The sequence below is a fragment of the Ramlibacter albus genome (genome assembly GCF_014297445.1).
Lineage (GTDB): Bacteria > Pseudomonadota > Gammaproteobacteria > Burkholderiales > Burkholderiaceae_C > Ramlibacter > Ramlibacter albus.
Map to the genome: position 1 here is coordinate 90,825 of NZ_JACORU010000008.1, position 16,251 is coordinate 107,075.

Consider the following 16,251-nt stretch of genomic DNA (forward strand, 5'->3'; position numbering starts at 1 on the left):
TTCGGCACGGGCGGCCTTGACGTCGCTGCCGCAACTGGCACGATGGCCCGATGCAACGCGTTCTCCCGCAACTTCGTGGACGTGGGCGGCCTCATGGCGTATGGGGCGAATCCCACGTATACCTATCGGCGCGTCGCCAACTTCGTGGCCAGGGTCCTCGCCGGCGCCAGGCCGGAAACGCTGCCGGCCGAGCAACCCACTTTCTTCGAACTCGCGATCAACCGGTCCACCGCGCAGGCGATCGGTGTCACCGTTCCGCGCGCGCTGCTTTCCCGTGCGGACCACGTCGTGGGCTGAGCACTCAGAAGCGGCGGAACTCGCGCAGTTCGTTCACGAGCCGCTCGCACTCGGCCAGCATCGCGCGGTCGGACACGTAGAACACGGCGAATTTGCCGGTCAGCGTGCGCACGTAGAGCCGCGGGGCGACGAGCCATTCGAGGCCGCGCACGCGAATGAGCTTGCCGAAGGCGAGCTCGCCGATCTCCATGCGCTTTTCCCAGATCCACGACTGGCGCAGCATGCCTTGACCGATCGAGGTGACGCCGCGCATCACGCAGAACCACGTGTAGAGCATCAGCAGCAGGCCGGCGGCGAACCATGCGGTGAGGGTGCCCTGCGACGCGACCTTGCCGGTCCACCACAGGTTCAGGCCCCAGCCGATGCAGCCGAAGACCACCACCGTGATCAGCGCCTTGAAGAACGGCGAAAAAGCAGGCCCCTGCATCGAGGGGCCCTGCGAAGGCTGGAAGCGGAACGGCTCGGGGCCGGCGCCACCGAGCGGCGCGTTCATCACTTCTTGCCGCTGTCCTGCTTGAAGAGATCGTCGATCTTCTTCTGCTCTTCATCGCCCGAAGGCGCAGCCTGCTCGAGCGCCTTCGTGGGGTCGCTCGCCGCCCCCGCGGGCGTGTCGATCGCGGCGGGCGCCTCGATCTTCACCTTGTCGAGGTCGACCTTCTCCTCCTTGTCGAGGAAGACGGTGACGGTCTGCGGCACGAAGATCACCACGGCCACCAGCAGCACCTGCATCAGCACCCAGGGGATGGCGCCGAGGTAGATGTCGTTGGACTTCACCGGCGCGTCGATGCGCTTTTCCTTGTACAGCGTGTCGGCGATGCCGCGCAGGTAGAACAGGGCGAAGCCGAAGGGCGGGTGCATGAACGAGGTCTGCATGTTCACGCACAGCAGCACGCCGAACCACACCAGGTCGATGCCCAGCTTGTCCGCCACCGGGCCCAGCATCGGCAGGATGATGAAGGCGATCTCGAAGAAGTCGAGGAAGAACGCCAGGAAGAAGATGAAGATGTTGACGACGATGAGGAAGCCGATCTGGCCGCCGGGCAGGCCGGACAGCATGTGCTCCACCCACTTGGCGCCGTCGACACCCTGGAAGACCATCGAGAACACGCGCGAGCCGATCAGGATGTAGACCACCATCGCCGTCAGGCGCATGGTGCCCACCATGGCCTGCCAGATCAGGTCCCGCGTCAGGCGCTTGTGCATGGCCGCGAGCACGAGAGCACCCACGCAGCCCATGGCGCCCGCCTCGGTGGGCGTGGCGATCGCCTTTTCCTGCAGCGGCAGCCCGCCCATGGAGCCGAGCACGGCGAAGATCAGCACCGCCGACGGGATGATGCCGCGCAGGCACTTCATCCACAGGTGGAAGCCGTCCATGGTGCGCGCTTCCTTCGGCACGCCAGGCACGTCGCTGGGCTTGATGATGCCGAGCGCGAAGGTGTAGGCCGCGAAGATCAGCACCTGCAGGATCGACGGGCCCCACGCGCCCTTGTACATGTCGCCCACCGAACGGCCCAGCTGGTCGGCCATCACCACCAGCACCAGCGACGGCGGCACCAGCTGGGTGATCGTGCCGGAGGCCGCGAGCACACCCGTGGTGTAGCGCATGTTGTAGCCGTACTTGATCATCACCGGCATGGAGATCAGCGCCATGGCGATCACCTGGCCGGCCACCGTGCCGGTGATGGCCCCGAGGATGAAGCCCACGATGATCACCGAGTAGCCCAGGCCCCCGCGCACCGGGCCGAACAGCTGGCCCATGGAGTCGAGCATGTCCTCCGCCAGGCCGCACTTCTCGAGGATGGCGCCCATGAAGGTGAAGAACGGGATCGCCAGCAGCAGGTCGTTCGAGAGGATGCCGAACACGTTCAGCGGAAGGTTCTGCATGAAGCTGGCGGGGAACCAGCCCATCTCGATGGCGAAGAAGCCGCAGCCCAGGCCCAGCGCCGCCAGCGAGAAGGCGACGGGGAAGCCGATCAGCATGATCAGCACGAGCCCGCCGAACATGATCGGCGCGAAGTTTTCCATGTGCATGATTGAGTCCCGGTGTCGTTGTTGTATGCGGCCGAGGGCTTACTGCACCGGCTTCTCGTAATGCGTGTCCATTTCGTACTTGCCCTGCAGGTAGCAGATGCGCTTGACGATCTCGGACAGCCCCTGCGCCACCATCAGCGCGAAGCCGAGCGGCAGCATCAGCATGGCGGGCCAGCGGATGAGGCCGCCTGCGTTGCTGGACATCTCGTTGGTGATGTACATCTTCACGAGCAGCGGCCACGACAGGTACGCCAGCAGGAACATGACGGGCAACAGGAAGAAGATGAGGCCCAGGAGGTCGATGTACACGGGGCCATGGCCCTTCAGGCGGCCGTAGAAGATGTCCACGCGCACGTGCTCGTTGAGCTTGAGCACGATGGGCGCGCCCAGCATCACGATGCCCGCGAACAGGTACCACTGGATCTCGAGCCAGCCGTTGGACGAGATGTCCAGCACGTAGCGCACGAAGGCGTTGCCGGCGGAGATGAGGGCCGTGAACAGCACCGCCATCGATGCGAGGCGGCCGAGGCGGTCGCTGATCCAGTCGACGCCCAATGCAAGTTTGAGAAGTGCTGACACTGCGTGGCTCCGTGCGTTATGTTGATAGGAAAGACGTGGCCCCGGAGCCGACGTAATCCCTAAATACTAGGCCCCCCGCGCTGAAAAAACCCTGACTGGGGGGTGCCGGGTTTACCCGTACACGGCGGTGGCGCGCGGCGCCGCGAATAATAAGTCATGGCCACTTCCATGAGCATGTCGCCGACGGGCAGCGTGGACGCACCGGCGGTGCGCGCCGCGGGGCGCGACGTGCTGTCGCTCGCGCTGATGGATGCGCGCAACCACACGCTGCACCTGCTCGGCGCGCTGGAAAACGCGCTCGGGCCCGAGCTGGGAGGCTTGCAGGCACCTGAAGGCCTTCCGCCCTTGTGGACGGCAGGCCACATCGCCTGGCTGGCGGAATACTGGATCGGCCGCAACCCGCAGCGTGCGCTGGGGCCGGCGTGCCCGGCGGGCGGTGTGCGCCTGGCGTCCGTGGACCCGCAGGCGGACCGCTGGTTCAACCCCGCGCTGCTGCCGCGAGACGAGCGCGGCGCGGCGGGCCTCACGCTGGAGGCGGTCAAGGCGTACCTGCTCGACACGCTGGAAACCACGCTCGAACTGCTGGACAAGACGCCCGAGGACGATGCCGCACTGCACTTCTTTCGCATGGCGCTGTGGCACGAGGACCTGCGCGGCGAACAATTCGTGGAGGCGGCGCAGGCGCTTGGGGTTGCGCTGCCGCTGGACCTGCCGGCCGGCGTGGCGTCGCGTGAGCCGCTGGGCCTGCCCGCGGTGCGATGGCAATTAGGGAACGCGGATCCCGGTTTCGCGCCGGCGATCGAGCGCGGCACGCGCACGGTGGCCGTGCCGGAATTCGAGATCGATGCGCAACCGGTCGGCTGGGCGCAGTACGTGGAGTTCATCGACGACGGCGGCTACGACCGCGCGGAGTTCTGGCAGCCCGAGGGCTGGCAGTGGCTCGAAGCGCAGGCGCGGCAGGAGGGCCGGCGCGGGCCGCGCCACGTGGAGCAGATCGGCGTGGCGAGCGGGGCGGTGCTGCAGACGGTTTTCGGCAAGGCCACGCGCATGGGCGGCACGCAGAACGTGATGCATGCGTCGTGGTGGGAGGCCGATGCGTATGCACGCTGGGCAGGGCGCCGGCTGCCGACTGAAGTCGAGTGGGAAGTGGCCGCGCATTCGGCCGCGCGGCGCGGCTTCCGCTGGGGCGAGGTGCGTGAGTGGACCGCCGGCACGCTGCAGCCCTTCGAAGGCTACTCGCCCGATGCGTGGGCCGTGGATGCGGAGCTCGACCCGGCGCCGGCCTTCGGCCGCGCGCGGGTGCAGAAGGGCGCGTCGTTCGCGGCGCGCGCGCGCATGAAGCACGTGAAGGCGCGGGCGTGGGCCCTGCCGCACGACGACAGCGCGTTCGTGGGTTTCAGGACCTGCGCGTTGTAGCTCGCGTGCGCGTTGCGGCCGGCGCGCCGCTGTTCCTGCGTTACGATGCCCGAGGAATGAACACGTTCGCCGAGAGTGCGGCCACGGCGCTGCAACTCGTGATGGGGGCCGACCCCACGCTGTACTCGATCGTCGGCCGCTCGCTCGCCGTGAGCGGCCTCGCATGCCTGATTGCGTGCACGGCAGGCCTGGGGCTCGGTGCCTGGGTCGCGACTTCACGGTTCGCGGGGCGTGGCGCGCTGCTGACCGTGCTCAACACGTTGCTCGCGCTGCCTTCCGTGGTCGTCGGGCTGGTCGTCTACCTCTTGCTGTCCCGCTCCGGGCCGCTCGGCTTCCTCGGCTGGCTGTTCTCGTTCAAGGCGATGGTGCTGGCGCAGGCGCTGCTGGTCCTGCCCGTCTGCATGGCGCTCACGCGGCAGGTGGTCGAGGAGACGGAAGCCGCGAACGGCGAACAGCTGGAGTCCCTCGGGGCCCGCTCGCTGCTGCGCAGCCTGCTGCTCGCGTGGGACGAACGCTTCGCGCTGGTGACGGTGCTCATCGCGTGCTTCGGCCGCGCGGTGTCGGAGGTGGGTGCGGTGATGATCGTCGGCGGCAACATCGACGGCTTCACGCGCGTGATGACGACCGCCATCGCGCTGGAGACGAGCAAGGGCGACCTGCCGCTCGCGCTGGCGCTGGGCCTCGTGCTGCTGGCCGTCGTGCTCGCCCTCAACGCCTTGCTGCACCTCGTGCGCAACTTCACTCCGGCTGCATTGCATGTCCGTGTCGATCCAGCCTAGGAACGTGACGGCATGCCGGCGTTGATCGAGCTCGGGAACGTGACGGTGCGCTTCGGGCGTGTCGCCGCGCTTGCGGACGTGAGCCTGCGCATCGCGCCCGGCGAGCGCGTGGCCTTCATCGGCGCCAACGGCAGCGGCAAGAGCACGCTGCTGCGCGTGCTGCACGGGCTGGTGCGGCCCGCGAGCGGCTCGCTGCTGCGCGACACGGCGGCGACGCAGGCCATGGTGTTCCAGCGGCCTTTCATGCTGCGTGCGTCGGCGCGCTTCAACGTGGCGCTGGGGCTATGGCTGCGCGGAAACCGCTGGGGGCATGCGAAGCAAGAGGCCGTGCATGCGCTGCGGCGGGTGGGCCTCGAAGCGGAGGCGGGGCGCAATGCACGCCAGCTCTCCGGCGGGCAGCAGCAGCGGCTCGCACTGGCGCGCGCATGGGCGATGCGGCCCGACGTGCTGCTGCTGGACGAGCCAACCTCCAGCCTCGACCCGCACGGCAAGCGCGAAGTGGAGCGCGTGATCGCGGACTTCGCGGAAGCGGGCACGACGCTGGTGTTCGCCAGCCACAACCTCGGGCAGGTCAAGCGCCTGGCCACGCGCGTGGTCTACCTCGAACATGGCTTCGTGCTCGCCGACCTGCCGGTCGATCATTTCTTCAACGGCCCGCTCGGCGAGGTGTCGCGCGAGGCCGAGTTGTTCGTCAAGGGGGAACTCGGGTGAAACGATGGGCGGGCGCACTCGTGTTGGCGATGGCAACCATGGCGGCGCACGCGCAGTCGATCGTGATGGCCTCGACGACGTCCACCGAGCAGTCGGGCCTGTTCGCCCACCTGCTGCCGGCATTCAAGCGCGCGACCGGCATCGACGTGAAAGTCGTCGCCGTCGGCACCGGGCAGGCCATCGACATGGCGAGGCGCGGCGACGCCGACGTGCTGTTCGTGCACGACACCGCGGCGGAGGAGAGGTTCGTCGCGGAGGGGTTCGCGCCGCAGCGGTACCCGGTCATGTACAACGACTTCGTGCTGGTCGGGCCGCGTGCGGACCCTGCGGGCGCGAGAGGCAAGGACATCGTCGAAGCGCTGAAGAAGGTGGCTGCAGGCGACGCGCCCTTCATCTCGCGCGGCGACAAGAGCGGCACGCATGCGGCGGAGCTGCGCTACTGGTCGGAGGCAGGCGTCGCGAACAAGGGCAAGGGCTACAGGGAATGCGGCTGCGGCATGGGCCCGGCGCTGAACATCGGCTCTTCGTCCAGCGCCTATGTGCTCGCGGATCGCGGCACCTGGCTCACGTTCCGCAACCGCGGCGAGCTCGCGGTGCTGGTGGAAGGCGACCGGCGCCTCTTCAACCAGTACGGCGTGATGATCGTGAGCCCGAAGAAGCATCCGCACGTGAAGGCCGCGCAGGCGCAGAAGTTCGTGGACTGGGTCGTCTCGCCCGCCGGCCAGGCCGCCATCGCGGAGTACAAGGTGAACGGGGAACAGCTGTTCTTCCCGAACGCGAACCCGCGATAACCCTGCGCTAGTCGACCAGCGCCGCCGACTTCACCTGCGCCCACACATGCGCGCCCTCGCGCAGCGCGAGCGCGTCCGCGGCCCGGGCCGTGATGCGCGCGAGCAATGCCGTTTCGCCGCACTGCAGCCGCACGATCGCCTGCGACGGATGCGGCCCCGGTGCGACCTCGCGCACGGTGCAGGGCAGCACGTTCTGGATGCTCGAGTTTTCCGGTGGCGCCAGCGCGAGGCTCACGTCGCGAGCGAGCACGTGGACGCGCACCGCCGTGCCCGGCTCGTGCCCCCGGTCTGCCAGCCACAGCGCGCCGCCCGCGAAACCGAACTTCGTGAGGTGCCAACGCGTGTCGCGCGCCTCGATGCGGCCTTCCAGCACCGCGCCGGCGTCGTCCATCTTCGCGGCCGCGAGGTCCAGCCGCGCCATCGTCGCTGCGAGCGGCCCCGCGGCTTCGACGCGGCCGCCCCGCATCAGCACCAGCGTGCTCGCCAGGCGTGCCGCTTCGTCGGCCGCGTGCGTCACGTAGAGCATCGGGATGCGCAGCTCGTCGCGCAGTGTTTCCAGCCACGGCAGGATCTCGCGCCGGTGCGACACGTCGACCGCGGCGAGAGGCTCGTCGAGCAGCAGCAGGCGCGGCCGCGCCGCCAGGGCGCGCGCGATCGCCACGCGCTGGCGCTCGCCACCGGAAAGCTCGAAGGGCCGGCGGCCGAGGAGCGTGCCGATGCCCAGCAGCTCGGTCGCCTGCGCCACGGACACGCCGGCGCCGCCGTTGCGGGCGCGCCGCTCGGCGTATTGCAGGTTCCCGCGCACGTCGAGGTGGTCGAAGAGGCTCGCTTCCTGGAACACGTAGCCCGCGCCGCGCTGCCACGGCGGCACGAACTCGCCGCGCGCGGTGTGCTGCCAGCATTCGCCGCCGACTTCGATCGCTGCTTCGGGCGCTTGCTCCAGGCCCGCGATGCAGCGCAGCAGCGTCGTCTTGCCGCAGCCCGAAGGCCCGAGGATCGCGGTGACGCCGTTGTCCGGCAACTCCAGGCTCACGTCGAGCACGAAGAGGCCGCGCGGCCAGTGGACGCGGATCGCGTTCATGCGGGCACGCGCGCCATGCGCCGGTTCAGCACGGCCAGCCCGAGCAGCACGGCGAAAGAGAAGAGCACCATGCCGCCCGCGAGCCAGTGCGCCTGCGTGTACTCCAGGGCCTCCACGTGGCCGTAGATCTGCGTCGAGACCACGCGTGTCCTGTCGGGGATGTTGCCGCCGATCATCAGCACGACGCCGAACTCCCCGACCGTGTGCGCGAAGCTCAGGACCGCCGCGCTCGCGAACCCGTTGCGCGCGAGCGGCACGGCAACCGTGAAAAAAGCATCGAGCGGCCGGGCGCCGAGCGTCGCCGCGGCTTCCATCGGCCGCCGCCCGACGGACTCGAACGCGCTTTGCAAGGGTTGTACCGCGAAGGGCAGCGAGTAGAGGATCGAGCCGACGAGCAGCCCGCCGAAGGTGAAGGGCAGCAGGCCCAGCCCGAGAGCCTGGGTGAGCTGGCCGCCCGCGCCATGGGGCCCGAACACGACGATCAGGTAGAAGCCGATCACGGTCGGCGGCAACACCAGTGGCAGCGCAACGACCGCGGCGACCGGCCCGCGCCAGCCTGACGGCGTGCGCGCGAGCCACCATGCCAGGGGTGTTGCGATGAGTAGGAGCAGGAAAGTGGTGCACGCCGCCAGCCGCAGCGTGAGCCAGATGGCGCCCAGGTCTTCGGCGGTGGGAAGGGCGCTGCTCATCATGGCAGCGCAAGTATGCCCGCCGCGCTCAGGGGAGCGCGGGCTCGCTGGGCAGGCTGGCGGCGTCGACGCCGGATTGCGCAGGAAGGGAAGTGACGGTGTACGCGGCGGACGGCTCCGCCACGCCGTGGCCGGGTGGCGCCGCAGGCGGCGGCACGAGGTTCATCAGCAGGTCGCGCAGTTCACCGGAGCCGGGCATGCTGTGCAACTGCTCGGAGGCATGCAGCCACAGGCCGCCGAAGTGGCTGAAGTCCGCCAGCCAGGTGCCGCGGACCGCCTTGCGGACCTTGCTTTCCAGCAGGGGCAGGCCGATCAGCATCCGGAATGCCGACTCGCGCTCCCACTTCGCCAGCCGCACCATGCCGACGAAGACGTCGAAGCCGTCCGGCGCGCGGCCCAGCTGCCGCACTTCCACCGTGACACAACCCGGCTTGATGCCCCAGCGGCGGAACTGGCGCGCGATGAGCGTCTGGTACTCGACCTCCAGCCCGTCGCCGGGCTTGTCGGACGGGTGGTAGTCGCTGTCGGGATCGATCGTCTTGCCGTTGCGCGCGCGGATTTCGCGCACGAACAGCTTCCTCAGGTCGAACATGGGCCTGCCGAACCCCCGCGGGGGTACCTCTTTGTGCTGGTATTACCTGCACGAAAGGGCAGGCGCTTGGAACTTTCGGGCGCGATTGTAGTGGTTTGGACCGCGTGCGCAACCCGGTTTCAGACCCCTGCCTACTTTGGTCTTTGGCCCAGCTTGCGGTAGACCGTGGCGCGGCTGATGCCCAGCGCCTGCGCCGCCCGGGCCACGTTGCCGCGCGCGTCGCTCACCGCCTTGCGGATCAAGGCGATCTCCACGTCGCGTAGCGGCAGTCGCGAGGCGGGTGCGTCCGATCCCGCAGGCTGCACCAGCACCGCGAGCCGCAACCCGGACCACAGCGCGACCTCCTGCGGCGCGGGCGCGCGGCGGCTGCGCGCCGCGTCGAAGAGCGGCTCCCAAGGCTGCGCGAACAGCTCGCTGCAGTGCACCGGCACGCGGCTTGCCGCCAGCTGCGGCAGCATCTGGCGCGCGGCCGTGTTGCTGGCCGTCACCCAGCCATCGCTGTCTACGCCCACCAGCGCATCGCCCTCGTCGCCGAGCAGCCGCCCCGGCCAGTTCAGGCGCAGCACGATGCTGTGCGGCCGCGCCAGCACCAGCGCGTTCTCGATGCTGCGTGCCGCCTGCGCGGCCAGGTGCTTGAGCTCGGGCCGCTCGGCGGCGTCGATGCCGGTGAGGTCGAGCATGCCGACGCACTCGCCCTGCGGGCCGAAGAGCGGCGCGCCCGCGCAGCTGTAGCAGCTGGTGTCCTGGAAGAAATGCTCGCCGCGGTGCAGCCACACCGGCTGCAGCTCCGCGAGGGCGGCGCCGATCGCGCTGGTGCCGACGCTGGGCTCGGACAGGTCGACGCCGACGCGGGTGATCAGCGTCGCCCGCCGGTCGCTCCGGTCGATCGGCCCCTTGGCGTCCACCACCACGCCGTGGCGGTCGGTGAGGATGGCGAAGTAGCGCGTGCTGGCGATGGCGGCGCCCAGGCGCTCCAGCACCGGCTGCGCCGCCACGACGAGTTCGTGGTTGGCCTCCTCGACGCGGCGCAGCGCCTGCGCAGGCACTACGTCGAAGCCGACGCGCTGGTCCGGCCGCCGGCCGGCGGCGAGGCAGCGGCGCCAGGAGCGCTCGATCCAGTTGCGCTCGAACCAGGCGTCCACCATCGTGTCGGTGAGCGAGCGGCCCTCACACATCACCGCCGTGCGCGCCCGCGCGATCTCGTCCAGGCGGGCGGCGGCGGTGGCGAGCGGCGTGGCGGTCATGGGGAGGTGCTGGGCAGTGTGGCTTCGCGCGGCGCTGTGCCGCCGGCGGCCATTGTTCCATTTTGAGAATTTCGTGTCATGCGTCGCGGCAATCAGGGTTTCGCCTAGCAGCCCCGCAGGACCCCGGCCGAAGAATGCTTTTCCCGGCTACCCAAGGAGAAAACGACATGCTCGTATCGATGAAGGTCAACGGCAAGACGGCGCAACTGGACGTGGCGCCGAACACGCTGCTGGTGACGGCGCTGCGGGAGCACCTGCGCCTCACGGGCACGCACGTGGGCTGCGACACCGCGCAGTGCGGCGCCTGCACCGTGCTCGTCAACGGCCGTGCAGTGAAGGCCTGCAACACGCTCGCGCTGCAGCACCCGGGCGCGGAGGTCACCACCATCGAGGGCCTCGCGGCCGCCGACGGCACGCTGCACCCGATGCAGGCGGCCTTCAAGGAGTGCCACGGCCTGCAATGCGGCTTCTGCACGCCGGGGATGGTCATGAGCGCGGTGGACCTGTGCAAGCGCCACCCGGGCGCCAGCGAGCAGCAGATCCGCGAGCAGCTGGACGGCAACATCTGCCGCTGCACCGGCTACCAGAACATCGTGAAGGCCGTCCAGCAGGGTGCTGCGGCGATGGCCAAAGCCTGAACCCGAAAGGAGCACGACCATGGGTGCATCCGATTTCGCGAAGCTGCCGCACATCGGCGAAGCCGTGCGGCGCAAGGAAGACTACCGCTTCCTCACCGGCAGCGGCCAGTACACCGACGACGTGAATCTGCCCAACCAGCGCTGTGCGGTGTTCGTGCGGTCGCCGCACGCGCACGCGATGATCAAGTCGATCGACACCTCGCGCGCCGACGGCATGCCCGGCGTGGCGAAGATCTTCACCGGCAAGGACCTCGACGGCAAGATGGGCGGGCTGCCCTGCGGCTGGCTGATCACCAGCACCGACGGCACGCCGATGAAGGAGCCGCCGCACCCGGTGCTCGCGGTGGGCAAGGTGCGCTATGTCGGTGACCACGTCGCGATGGTCATCGCCGACACGCTGGAGCAGGCGCGCAATGCGGCCGAAGCGGTGAGCGTGGACTACGACGTGCTGCCCGCGGTGGTGGACGTGCGCGACGCCGCCAAGGGCAAGGCGCTGCACGACATCGCGCCGGACAACCACTGCTACAAGTGGGCGATCGGCGACAAGGCGAAGGTGGACGAGGTGTTCGCGCGCGCCGCGCACGTGACGAAGCTGGACCTCACCAACAACCGCCTCGTGCCCAACGCGATGGAGCCGCGCTCGGCGATCGGCTCGTTCAACCGCGCGAGCGACGAGTACACGCTGTACGTTTCCAACCAGAACCCGCACGTCGAGCGGCTGCTGATGACGGCCTTCGTGCTGGGCCTGCCCGAGCACAAGGTGCGCGTGATCGCGCCGGACGTGGGCGGCGGCTTCGGCTCCAAGATCTACCTTTACGCCGAAGACGTGGCGGTGACCTGGGCCGCCAAGCAGCTCAATTGCGCGGTGAAGTGGACCGCCGACCGCAGCGAGGCGTTCCTCTGCGACGCGCACGGCCGCGACCACGTCACGCACTGCGAGCTGGCGCTGGACGCGCAGGGCAAGTTCCTCGGCCTGCGCGTGCACACCGACGCGAACCTCGGCGCCTACCTGTCGACGTTCTCGACCTGCGTGCCGACGATCCTGTACGCCACGCTGCTGGCGGGCCAGTACACGACGCCGCAGATCTACGTCGAAGTGGATGCGTGGTTCACCAACACCGCACCGGTGGATGCGTACCGCGGCGCGGGCCGCCCCGAAGCGACGTACCTGCTGGAGCGCATCGTCACGCGCGCGGCGTGGGAAACGGGGCTGTCGCAGGACGAGATCCGCAAGCGCAACTTCATCACCAGCTTCCCGTACCAGACGCCGGTGGCGCTGCAGTACGACACGGGTGACTACCACGCCGCGATGGACAAGGCGAAGCAGCTGGCCGACGTCGCGGGCTTCGACGCGCGCAGGAAGGCGAGCGAGGCGAAGGGCCTCAAGCGCGGCATCGGCTATTCGAGCTACATCGAGGCCTGCGGCATCGCGCCGTCGAACATCGCGGGTGCGCTCGGCGCGCGCGCGGGCCTGTTCGAATGCGGCGAGATTCGCGTGCACCCGACGGGCAGCGTGACGGTGTTCACCGGCTCGCACTCGCACGGGCAGGGCCACGAGACCACGTTCGCGCAGGTCGTCGCGGCGCGGCTGGGCATCCCGGTCGAGAACGTCGACGTGGTGCACGGCGACACGGGCCGCGTGCCCTTCGGCATGGGCACGTACGGCTCGCGCTCGATCAGCGTGGGCGGCGCGGCCATCATGAAGGCGCTGGACAAGATCGAGGCGAAAGCCAAGAAGATTGCCGCGCACCTGATGGAAGCGGGCGAGGGTGACGTGGAGTTCTCGGGCGGCGAGTTCAAGATCAAGGGCACCGACAAGAAGGTGACCTTCGGTCAGGTGGCGCTGACGGCCTACGTGCCGCACAACTACCCGCTCGACAAGCTGGAGCCCGGCCTGAACGAAACCGCGTTCTACGACCCGACCAACTTCACCTTCCCGGCGGGCACGTACATCACGGAAGTGGAAGTGGACCCCGCCACCGGCGTGGTGCGCCTCGACCGCTTCACCGCGGTAGACGACTTCGGCACCATCATCAACCCGATGATCGTCGAAGGCCAGGTGCACGGCGGGCTGGTGCAGGGCATCGGCCAGGCGCTGCTGGAGAACTGCGTGTACGACAAGGACAGCGGCCAGCTCGTCACCGGCTCCTTCATGGACTACGCCATGCCGCGCGCCGACGACATCCCGATGTTCAAGCTGGACACCGTGTGCACGCCGTGCACGCACAACCCGCTGGGTACCAAGGGCTGCGGCGAGGCGGGCGCGATCGGTTCGCCGCCGGCGGTTATCAACGCCGTGCTGGACGCCGTGCGCGACCTTGGCGTGAAGGAACTCGACATGCCGGCGACACCGGCGCGCGTGTGGGCCGCGATCCAGGCCGCCAAGCACTGAAACAGAAGGAGGACACACCATGTATTCATTTGCTTTCGAACGTCCTTCCAGCGTGGCCGATGCGACAAAGCTTGCCGCCAATGGCAACGCGCGCGTGCTGGCCGGCGGGCAGACGCTGCTGGCGTCGATGAAGCTGCGCCTGGCCAACCCCGAACAGCTCGTGGACCTGGGCGGCATCGCCGAGCTCGCCGGCATCAAGCGCGAGGGCAACGCGGTGGTGATCGGCGCGATGACGCGGCATGCGGATGTCGCGGCGAGCGCCGATGTGAAGGCCGCGATCCCGGCGCTGGCGGAGCTGGCCGGCGGCATCGGCGACCGGCAGGTGCGCGCGATGGGCACGATCGGCGGGTCGGTGGCCAACAACGACCCGGCGGCGTGCTACCCGGCTGCATTGCTCGCGCTGGGCGCTACGGTGACGACCACGCAGCGCAAGATCGCGGCGGACGACTTCTTCCAGGGCATGTTCGCGACGGCGCTGAAGGAAGGCGAGCTGATCACGTCGGTGAGCTTCCCGGTGGCGAAGAAGGCGGCGTACATGAAGTTCAAGCAGCCCGCGTCGCGGTTTGCGTTGATCGGCGTGTTCGTGGCGCAAACGGACAGCGGCGTGCGCGTCGCGGTCACGGGCGGCGGCAACGGCGTGTTCCGCCATGCCGGGCTGGAGCAGGCGCTGGCGAAGTCGTTCACGCCGCAGGCTGCGGCCGGCGTGAAGGTCGATGCGAGCGGATTGTCCAGCGACCTGCATGCGAGTGCCGAGTACCGGGCGAACCTCGTATCGGTGATGGCGCAGCGGGCCGTCGCGAAGGCGCTCGGGTAATCGCGTGTCATGCCGGGCCTGGCCCGGCATCCATCGTTGCGTTGCGACACGCCACCATGGACCCCGGGTCGAGCCCGGGGTGACGTTGACTGACAATGCGCTCATGTTCGCTTCGATCGACGACCTCCAACACGGGCTCGAGGCGGCCGGCTACTACGCCGACCGCCGCCTCGCCACTGCCGTCTTCCTCGCGCTCAAGCTGCAGCGCCCGCTGCTCCTCGAAGGCGAGCCCGGCGTTGGCAAGACCGAGCTGGCGAAAGCACTCGCCGTCGCCATGCAGCGCGAGCTGCTGCGCCTGCAGTGCTACGACGGCCTCGAGCTGCGCGAAGCGCTCTACGAGTGGAACTACACCGCGCAGCTGCTGCACATGCGCGCCGCCGAAGGCAAGGAAAGCACCGAGGAGATCGAGCGCGAGGTCTACGAGCCGCGTTACCTGATCCGCCGCCCGCTGCTGCAGGCGCTGCAGGCACCCGAGCCCGGCGCGGTGCTGCTGATCGACGAAGTGGACCGTGCCGACGAACCCTTCGAAGCCTTCCTGCTCGAATACCTCGGCGAGTACCAGGTGAGCATCCCCGAAATCGGCACGATCAAGGCGCAGTTCACGCCGGTGACCATCCTCACCAGCAACCGCACGCGCGAGCTCAACGATGCGGTCAAGCGCCGCTGCCTCTACCACTGGCTCGATTACCCCGAGCGCGAACGCGAGCTCGCGATCGTGCGCGCGCAGGTGCCGCAGGCAAGCGCCGCGCTGTCGCAGCAGGTGGCCGATTTCGTGGGCCGCTTGCGCAGCCAGCCTTTCGCCAATGCGTTCCAGCGCGCGCCCGGCATCGCGGAGAGCGTGGAGTGGGCGAGGGCGCTCGTCGCGCTGGACACGCTCGCGGTGGACCCCGAAGTCGTGGCCGACACCGCGGGCATCCTGTTCAAGCAGCGCGAGGACGTCGCGGCGCTGACGAAGGAGCTCGCGACCGAGCTGCTCAAGCCCGAGGAAGTGGCTTAGCGCGCATGCTGCTAGGCGACGCCCGCACCGGCAAGCTCGCGGACAACATCGCGGGCTTCGGCCGCACGCTGCGCCGCGCAGGCGTGCGCGTGGACAGCGCGCGGATCGGCCTCGCGCAGCAGGCGGCGCAACTCGTCGGCGTCGGCGACCGCGACGACCTGTGCGCCGCGATGGAAGCCGTGCTCGTCAGCCGCGAGCAGGACCGCATCGTCTTTCGCGAACTCTTCGACGCCTACTTCCGCGACCCCGACGTCGCGCACAAGCTGCTCGCGCAGATGCTGCCCTCCGCCGAAAGCAAGGGGGAGCGCACGAAGCGCCGGCCGCGTGTGAGCGAGGCGCTCTCGCCGCAACAGGCCTTCGGCCAGAGCACACCGCCGAAGAAAGAGCAGGAGATCGAACTCGACGCCGCGATGACCGCGAGCGACATGGACCGCGTGAAGCACGCCGACTTCAACGCGCTCACGGCCAGCGAATACCGCCTCGTCGAACGCCTCGCACGTGAAGTCGCGTTGCCCGTGCCGATGGTCGAAGCGCGCCGCACACGCCCCGGCACACGCGGCACGAAGCTGCATTGGGCCCGTACCTTGCGCCACGCGTCGCGCACCGGCAACGAGCTCGTCGTGCTGCGCCGGCTGCAAAGGCGCGACGAGAAACTGCCGCTGCTGGTGCTGGTCGACGTGTCCGGCTCGATGGAGCGCTACGCGCGCATGCTGCTCGCGTACCTGCACAACGCCACGCGTGGCCAGCGCCGCGACGTGTTCGCGTTCGGCACGCACCTGACGGACCTCACGCCCGCGTTCCGGCTCGCGGACACCGACGACATGCTGGCTGCCGCGAGCGCCGCCATCGACGACTACGCCGGCGGCACACGCCTCGGTGAATCGCTTTCCGCCCTGCGGAAACAACACGCGCGCCGGCTCGTGGGCAGGCGCACACTCGTACTGGTGGTGAGCGACGGCCTGGACACCGGCGAGCCGGAAGACCTCGCGCGCGAGCTCGACTGGCTGGTGCGCCGCTGCCGGAAGTTGCTCTGGCTCAACCCTTTGCTGCGTTTCGACGGCTATGCCCCGCTGGCGCGTGGGGCCGCCGTGCTGCACCGCTACGCTCACGGGATGCTCGCGGTCCACAATCTGGGCAAGCTGCAGGAGCTGGCTGCCAGCCTTGCCGCCGTCATGAAGAAGAACTGAGAGAAAGAGAACC

The 16,251-nt window shown here is 69.1% G+C and carries 17 protein-coding genes; 10 read left to right on the top strand and 7 right to left on the bottom strand.

The annotated features are described in order from the left end of the window. The first annotated feature begins 42 nt into the window (after positions 1 to 42). Positions 43 to 297 (top strand): ABC transporter substrate binding protein, encoded by a 255-nt coding sequence (locus H8R02_RS20505; protein WP_187083353.1) that lies wholly within the window; start codon positions 43 to 45, stop codon positions 295 to 297. A 4-nt stretch (positions 298 to 301) separates the two neighbouring features. Here H8R02_RS20505 and H8R02_RS20510 read toward each other — a convergent pair whose 3' ends face one another. Genes H8R02_RS20510 through H8R02_RS20520 form a run of 3 tightly spaced genes read right to left on the bottom strand, consistent with a single transcriptional unit; the run spans position 302 to position 2,907 of the window. Next, positions 302 to 790: a hypothetical protein gene (locus H8R02_RS20510; RefSeq protein WP_187083354.1), complete on the bottom strand. Its 489-nt coding sequence runs from the start codon at positions 788 to 790 to the stop codon at positions 302 to 304. Further along, positions 790 to 2,328: a TRAP transporter large permease gene (locus tag H8R02_RS20515; RefSeq protein ID WP_187083355.1), complete on the bottom strand. Its 1,539-nt coding sequence runs from the start codon at positions 2,326 to 2,328 to the stop codon at positions 790 to 792. Before H8R02_RS20515 ends, H8R02_RS20510 begins: the two co-directional genes overlap by 1 nt. A 39-nt stretch (positions 2,329 to 2,367) precedes the next feature. Continuing rightward, entirely contained in the window at positions 2,368 to 2,907 is a 540-nt protein-coding gene (locus tag H8R02_RS20520) for a TRAP transporter small permease subunit (protein ID WP_187083356.1), read from the bottom strand. A 156-nt stretch (positions 2,908 to 3,063) separates the two neighbouring features. Here H8R02_RS20520 and H8R02_RS20525 point away from each other — a divergent pair, with 156 nt between their 5' ends. The 4 genes from H8R02_RS20525 to H8R02_RS20540 are packed head-to-tail and all read left to right on the top strand — an operon-like array spanning position 3,064 to position 6,604. Then, on the top strand, positions 3,064 to 4,323 hold the full coding sequence (locus H8R02_RS20525; protein ID WP_187083357.1) for an SUMF1/EgtB/PvdO family nonheme iron enzyme: 1,260 nt from the start codon (positions 3,064 to 3,066) through the stop codon (positions 4,321 to 4,323). Between the two features lie 56 nt (positions 4,324 to 4,379). Next, a complete protein-coding gene (locus tag H8R02_RS20530; protein ID WP_187083358.1) occupies positions 4,380 to 5,102 on the top strand; it encodes an ABC transporter permease in 723 nt (240 codons plus the stop codon). A gap of 12 nt (positions 5,103 to 5,114) precedes the next feature. Continuing rightward, a complete protein-coding gene (locus tag H8R02_RS20535) occupies positions 5,115 to 5,813 on the top strand; it encodes an ABC transporter ATP-binding protein (RefSeq protein WP_187083359.1) in 699 nt (232 codons plus the stop codon). Between the two features lie 29 nt (positions 5,814 to 5,842). Beyond that, on the top strand, positions 5,843 to 6,604 hold the full coding sequence (locus H8R02_RS20540; protein ID WP_187083502.1) for an ABC transporter substrate-binding protein: 762 nt from the start codon (positions 5,843 to 5,845) through the stop codon (positions 6,602 to 6,604). Between the two features lie 7 nt (positions 6,605 to 6,611). On the opposite strand, the gene modC is transcribed toward H8R02_RS20540, so the two are convergent. The 4 genes from modC to H8R02_RS20560 form a co-directional block, all read right to left on the bottom strand. Next, on the bottom strand, positions 6,612 to 7,685 hold the full coding sequence (modC, locus tag H8R02_RS20545; protein ID WP_187083360.1) for a molybdenum ABC transporter ATP-binding protein: 1,074 nt from the start codon (positions 7,683 to 7,685) through the stop codon (positions 6,612 to 6,614). After that, positions 7,682 to 8,374 carry a molybdate ABC transporter permease subunit gene (gene modB, locus H8R02_RS20550; RefSeq protein WP_435531292.1) on the bottom strand — a complete coding sequence of 231 codons (693 nt, stop codon included), beginning with the start codon at positions 8,372 to 8,374 and terminating at the stop codon, positions 7,682 to 7,684. The genes modC and modB overlap by 4 nt, the downstream gene beginning before the upstream one ends. Before the next feature lie 28 nt (positions 8,375 to 8,402). Further along, positions 8,403 to 8,966 carry a hypothetical protein gene (locus H8R02_RS20555; RefSeq protein WP_187083362.1) on the bottom strand — a complete coding sequence of 188 codons (564 nt, stop codon included), beginning with the start codon at positions 8,964 to 8,966 and terminating at the stop codon, positions 8,403 to 8,405. Positions 8,967 to 9,097: 131 nt separating this feature from the next. Beyond that, positions 9,098 to 10,210, bottom strand: coding sequence for a sigma-54-dependent Fis family transcriptional regulator (locus H8R02_RS20560; RefSeq protein WP_187083363.1), 1,113 nt, complete (start codon positions 10,208 to 10,210; stop codon positions 9,098 to 9,100). A gap of 167 nt (positions 10,211 to 10,377) precedes the next feature. On the opposite strand from H8R02_RS20560, the gene H8R02_RS20565 reads away from it, so the two are divergent. From H8R02_RS20565 to H8R02_RS20585, 5 genes are all read left to right on the top strand, one after another. Beyond that, positions 10,378 to 10,848: a (2Fe-2S)-binding protein gene (locus tag H8R02_RS20565; protein ID WP_187083364.1), complete on the top strand. Its 471-nt coding sequence runs from the start codon at positions 10,378 to 10,380 to the stop codon at positions 10,846 to 10,848. 19 nt (positions 10,849 to 10,867) lie between these two features. Beyond that, the gene (locus H8R02_RS20570) at positions 10,868 to 13,240 is read left to right on the top strand and encodes a xanthine dehydrogenase family protein molybdopterin-binding subunit (RefSeq protein ID WP_187083365.1); all 2,373 of its coding nucleotides are present in this window, start codon (positions 10,868 to 10,870) and stop codon (positions 13,238 to 13,240) included. A 19-nt stretch (positions 13,241 to 13,259) separates the two neighbouring features. Then, positions 13,260 to 14,054: an FAD binding domain-containing protein gene (locus tag H8R02_RS20575; RefSeq protein ID WP_187083366.1), complete on the top strand. Its 795-nt coding sequence runs from the start codon at positions 13,260 to 13,262 to the stop codon at positions 14,052 to 14,054. A 103-nt stretch (positions 14,055 to 14,157) separates the two neighbouring features. After that, entirely contained in the window at positions 14,158 to 15,051 is an 894-nt protein-coding gene (locus tag H8R02_RS20580; protein WP_187083367.1) for an AAA family ATPase, read from the top strand. Between the two features lie 5 nt (positions 15,052 to 15,056). Beyond that, a complete protein-coding gene (locus tag H8R02_RS20585; protein WP_187083368.1) occupies positions 15,057 to 16,238 on the top strand; it encodes a vWA domain-containing protein in 1,182 nt (393 codons plus the stop codon). The last annotated feature ends 13 nt before the right edge of the window (positions 16,239 to 16,251 follow it).

Excerpts from the sequence above, each read along its gene's own strand:
- H8R02_RS20505 (WP_187083353.1), top strand. The coding sequence starts at position 43 with ATGGCCCGATGCAACGCGTTCTCCCGCAACTTCGTGGACGTGGGCGGC.
- H8R02_RS20510 (WP_187083354.1), bottom strand. The coding sequence starts at position 790 with ATGAACGCGCCGCTCGGTGGCGCCGGCCCCGAGCCGTTCCGCTTCCAG.
- H8R02_RS20515 (WP_187083355.1), bottom strand. The coding sequence starts at position 2,328 with ATGCACATGGAAAACTTCGCGCCGATCATGTTCGGCGGGCTCGTGCTG.
- H8R02_RS20525 (WP_187083357.1), top strand. The coding sequence starts at position 3,064 with ATGGCCACTTCCATGAGCATGTCGCCGACGGGCAGCGTGGACGCACCG.
- H8R02_RS20530 (WP_187083358.1), top strand. The coding sequence starts at position 4,380 with ATGAACACGTTCGCCGAGAGTGCGGCCACGGCGCTGCAACTCGTGATG.
- H8R02_RS20535 (WP_187083359.1), top strand. The coding sequence starts at position 5,115 with ATGCCGGCGTTGATCGAGCTCGGGAACGTGACGGTGCGCTTCGGGCGT.
- H8R02_RS20540 (WP_187083502.1), top strand. The coding sequence starts at position 5,843 with ATGGCAACCATGGCGGCGCACGCGCAGTCGATCGTGATGGCCTCGACG.
- modC (WP_187083360.1), bottom strand. The coding sequence starts at position 7,685 with ATGAACGCGATCCGCGTCCACTGGCCGCGCGGCCTCTTCGTGCTCGAC.
- modB (WP_435531292.1), bottom strand. The coding sequence starts at position 8,374 with ATGAGCAGCGCCCTTCCCACCGCCGAAGACCTGGGCGCCATCTGGCTC.
- H8R02_RS20555 (WP_187083362.1), bottom strand. The coding sequence starts at position 8,966 with ATGTTCGACCTGAGGAAGCTGTTCGTGCGCGAAATCCGCGCGCGCAAC.
- H8R02_RS20560 (WP_187083363.1), bottom strand. The coding sequence starts at position 10,210 with ATGACCGCCACGCCGCTCGCCACCGCCGCCGCCCGCCTGGACGAGATC.
- H8R02_RS20565 (WP_187083364.1), top strand. The coding sequence starts at position 10,378 with ATGCTCGTATCGATGAAGGTCAACGGCAAGACGGCGCAACTGGACGTG.
- H8R02_RS20570 (WP_187083365.1), top strand. The coding sequence starts at position 10,868 with ATGGGTGCATCCGATTTCGCGAAGCTGCCGCACATCGGCGAAGCCGTG.
- H8R02_RS20575 (WP_187083366.1), top strand. The coding sequence starts at position 13,260 with ATGTATTCATTTGCTTTCGAACGTCCTTCCAGCGTGGCCGATGCGACA.
- H8R02_RS20580 (WP_187083367.1), top strand. The coding sequence starts at position 14,158 with ATGTTCGCTTCGATCGACGACCTCCAACACGGGCTCGAGGCGGCCGGC.
- H8R02_RS20585 (WP_187083368.1), top strand. The coding sequence starts at position 15,057 with ATGCTGCTAGGCGACGCCCGCACCGGCAAGCTCGCGGACAACATCGCG.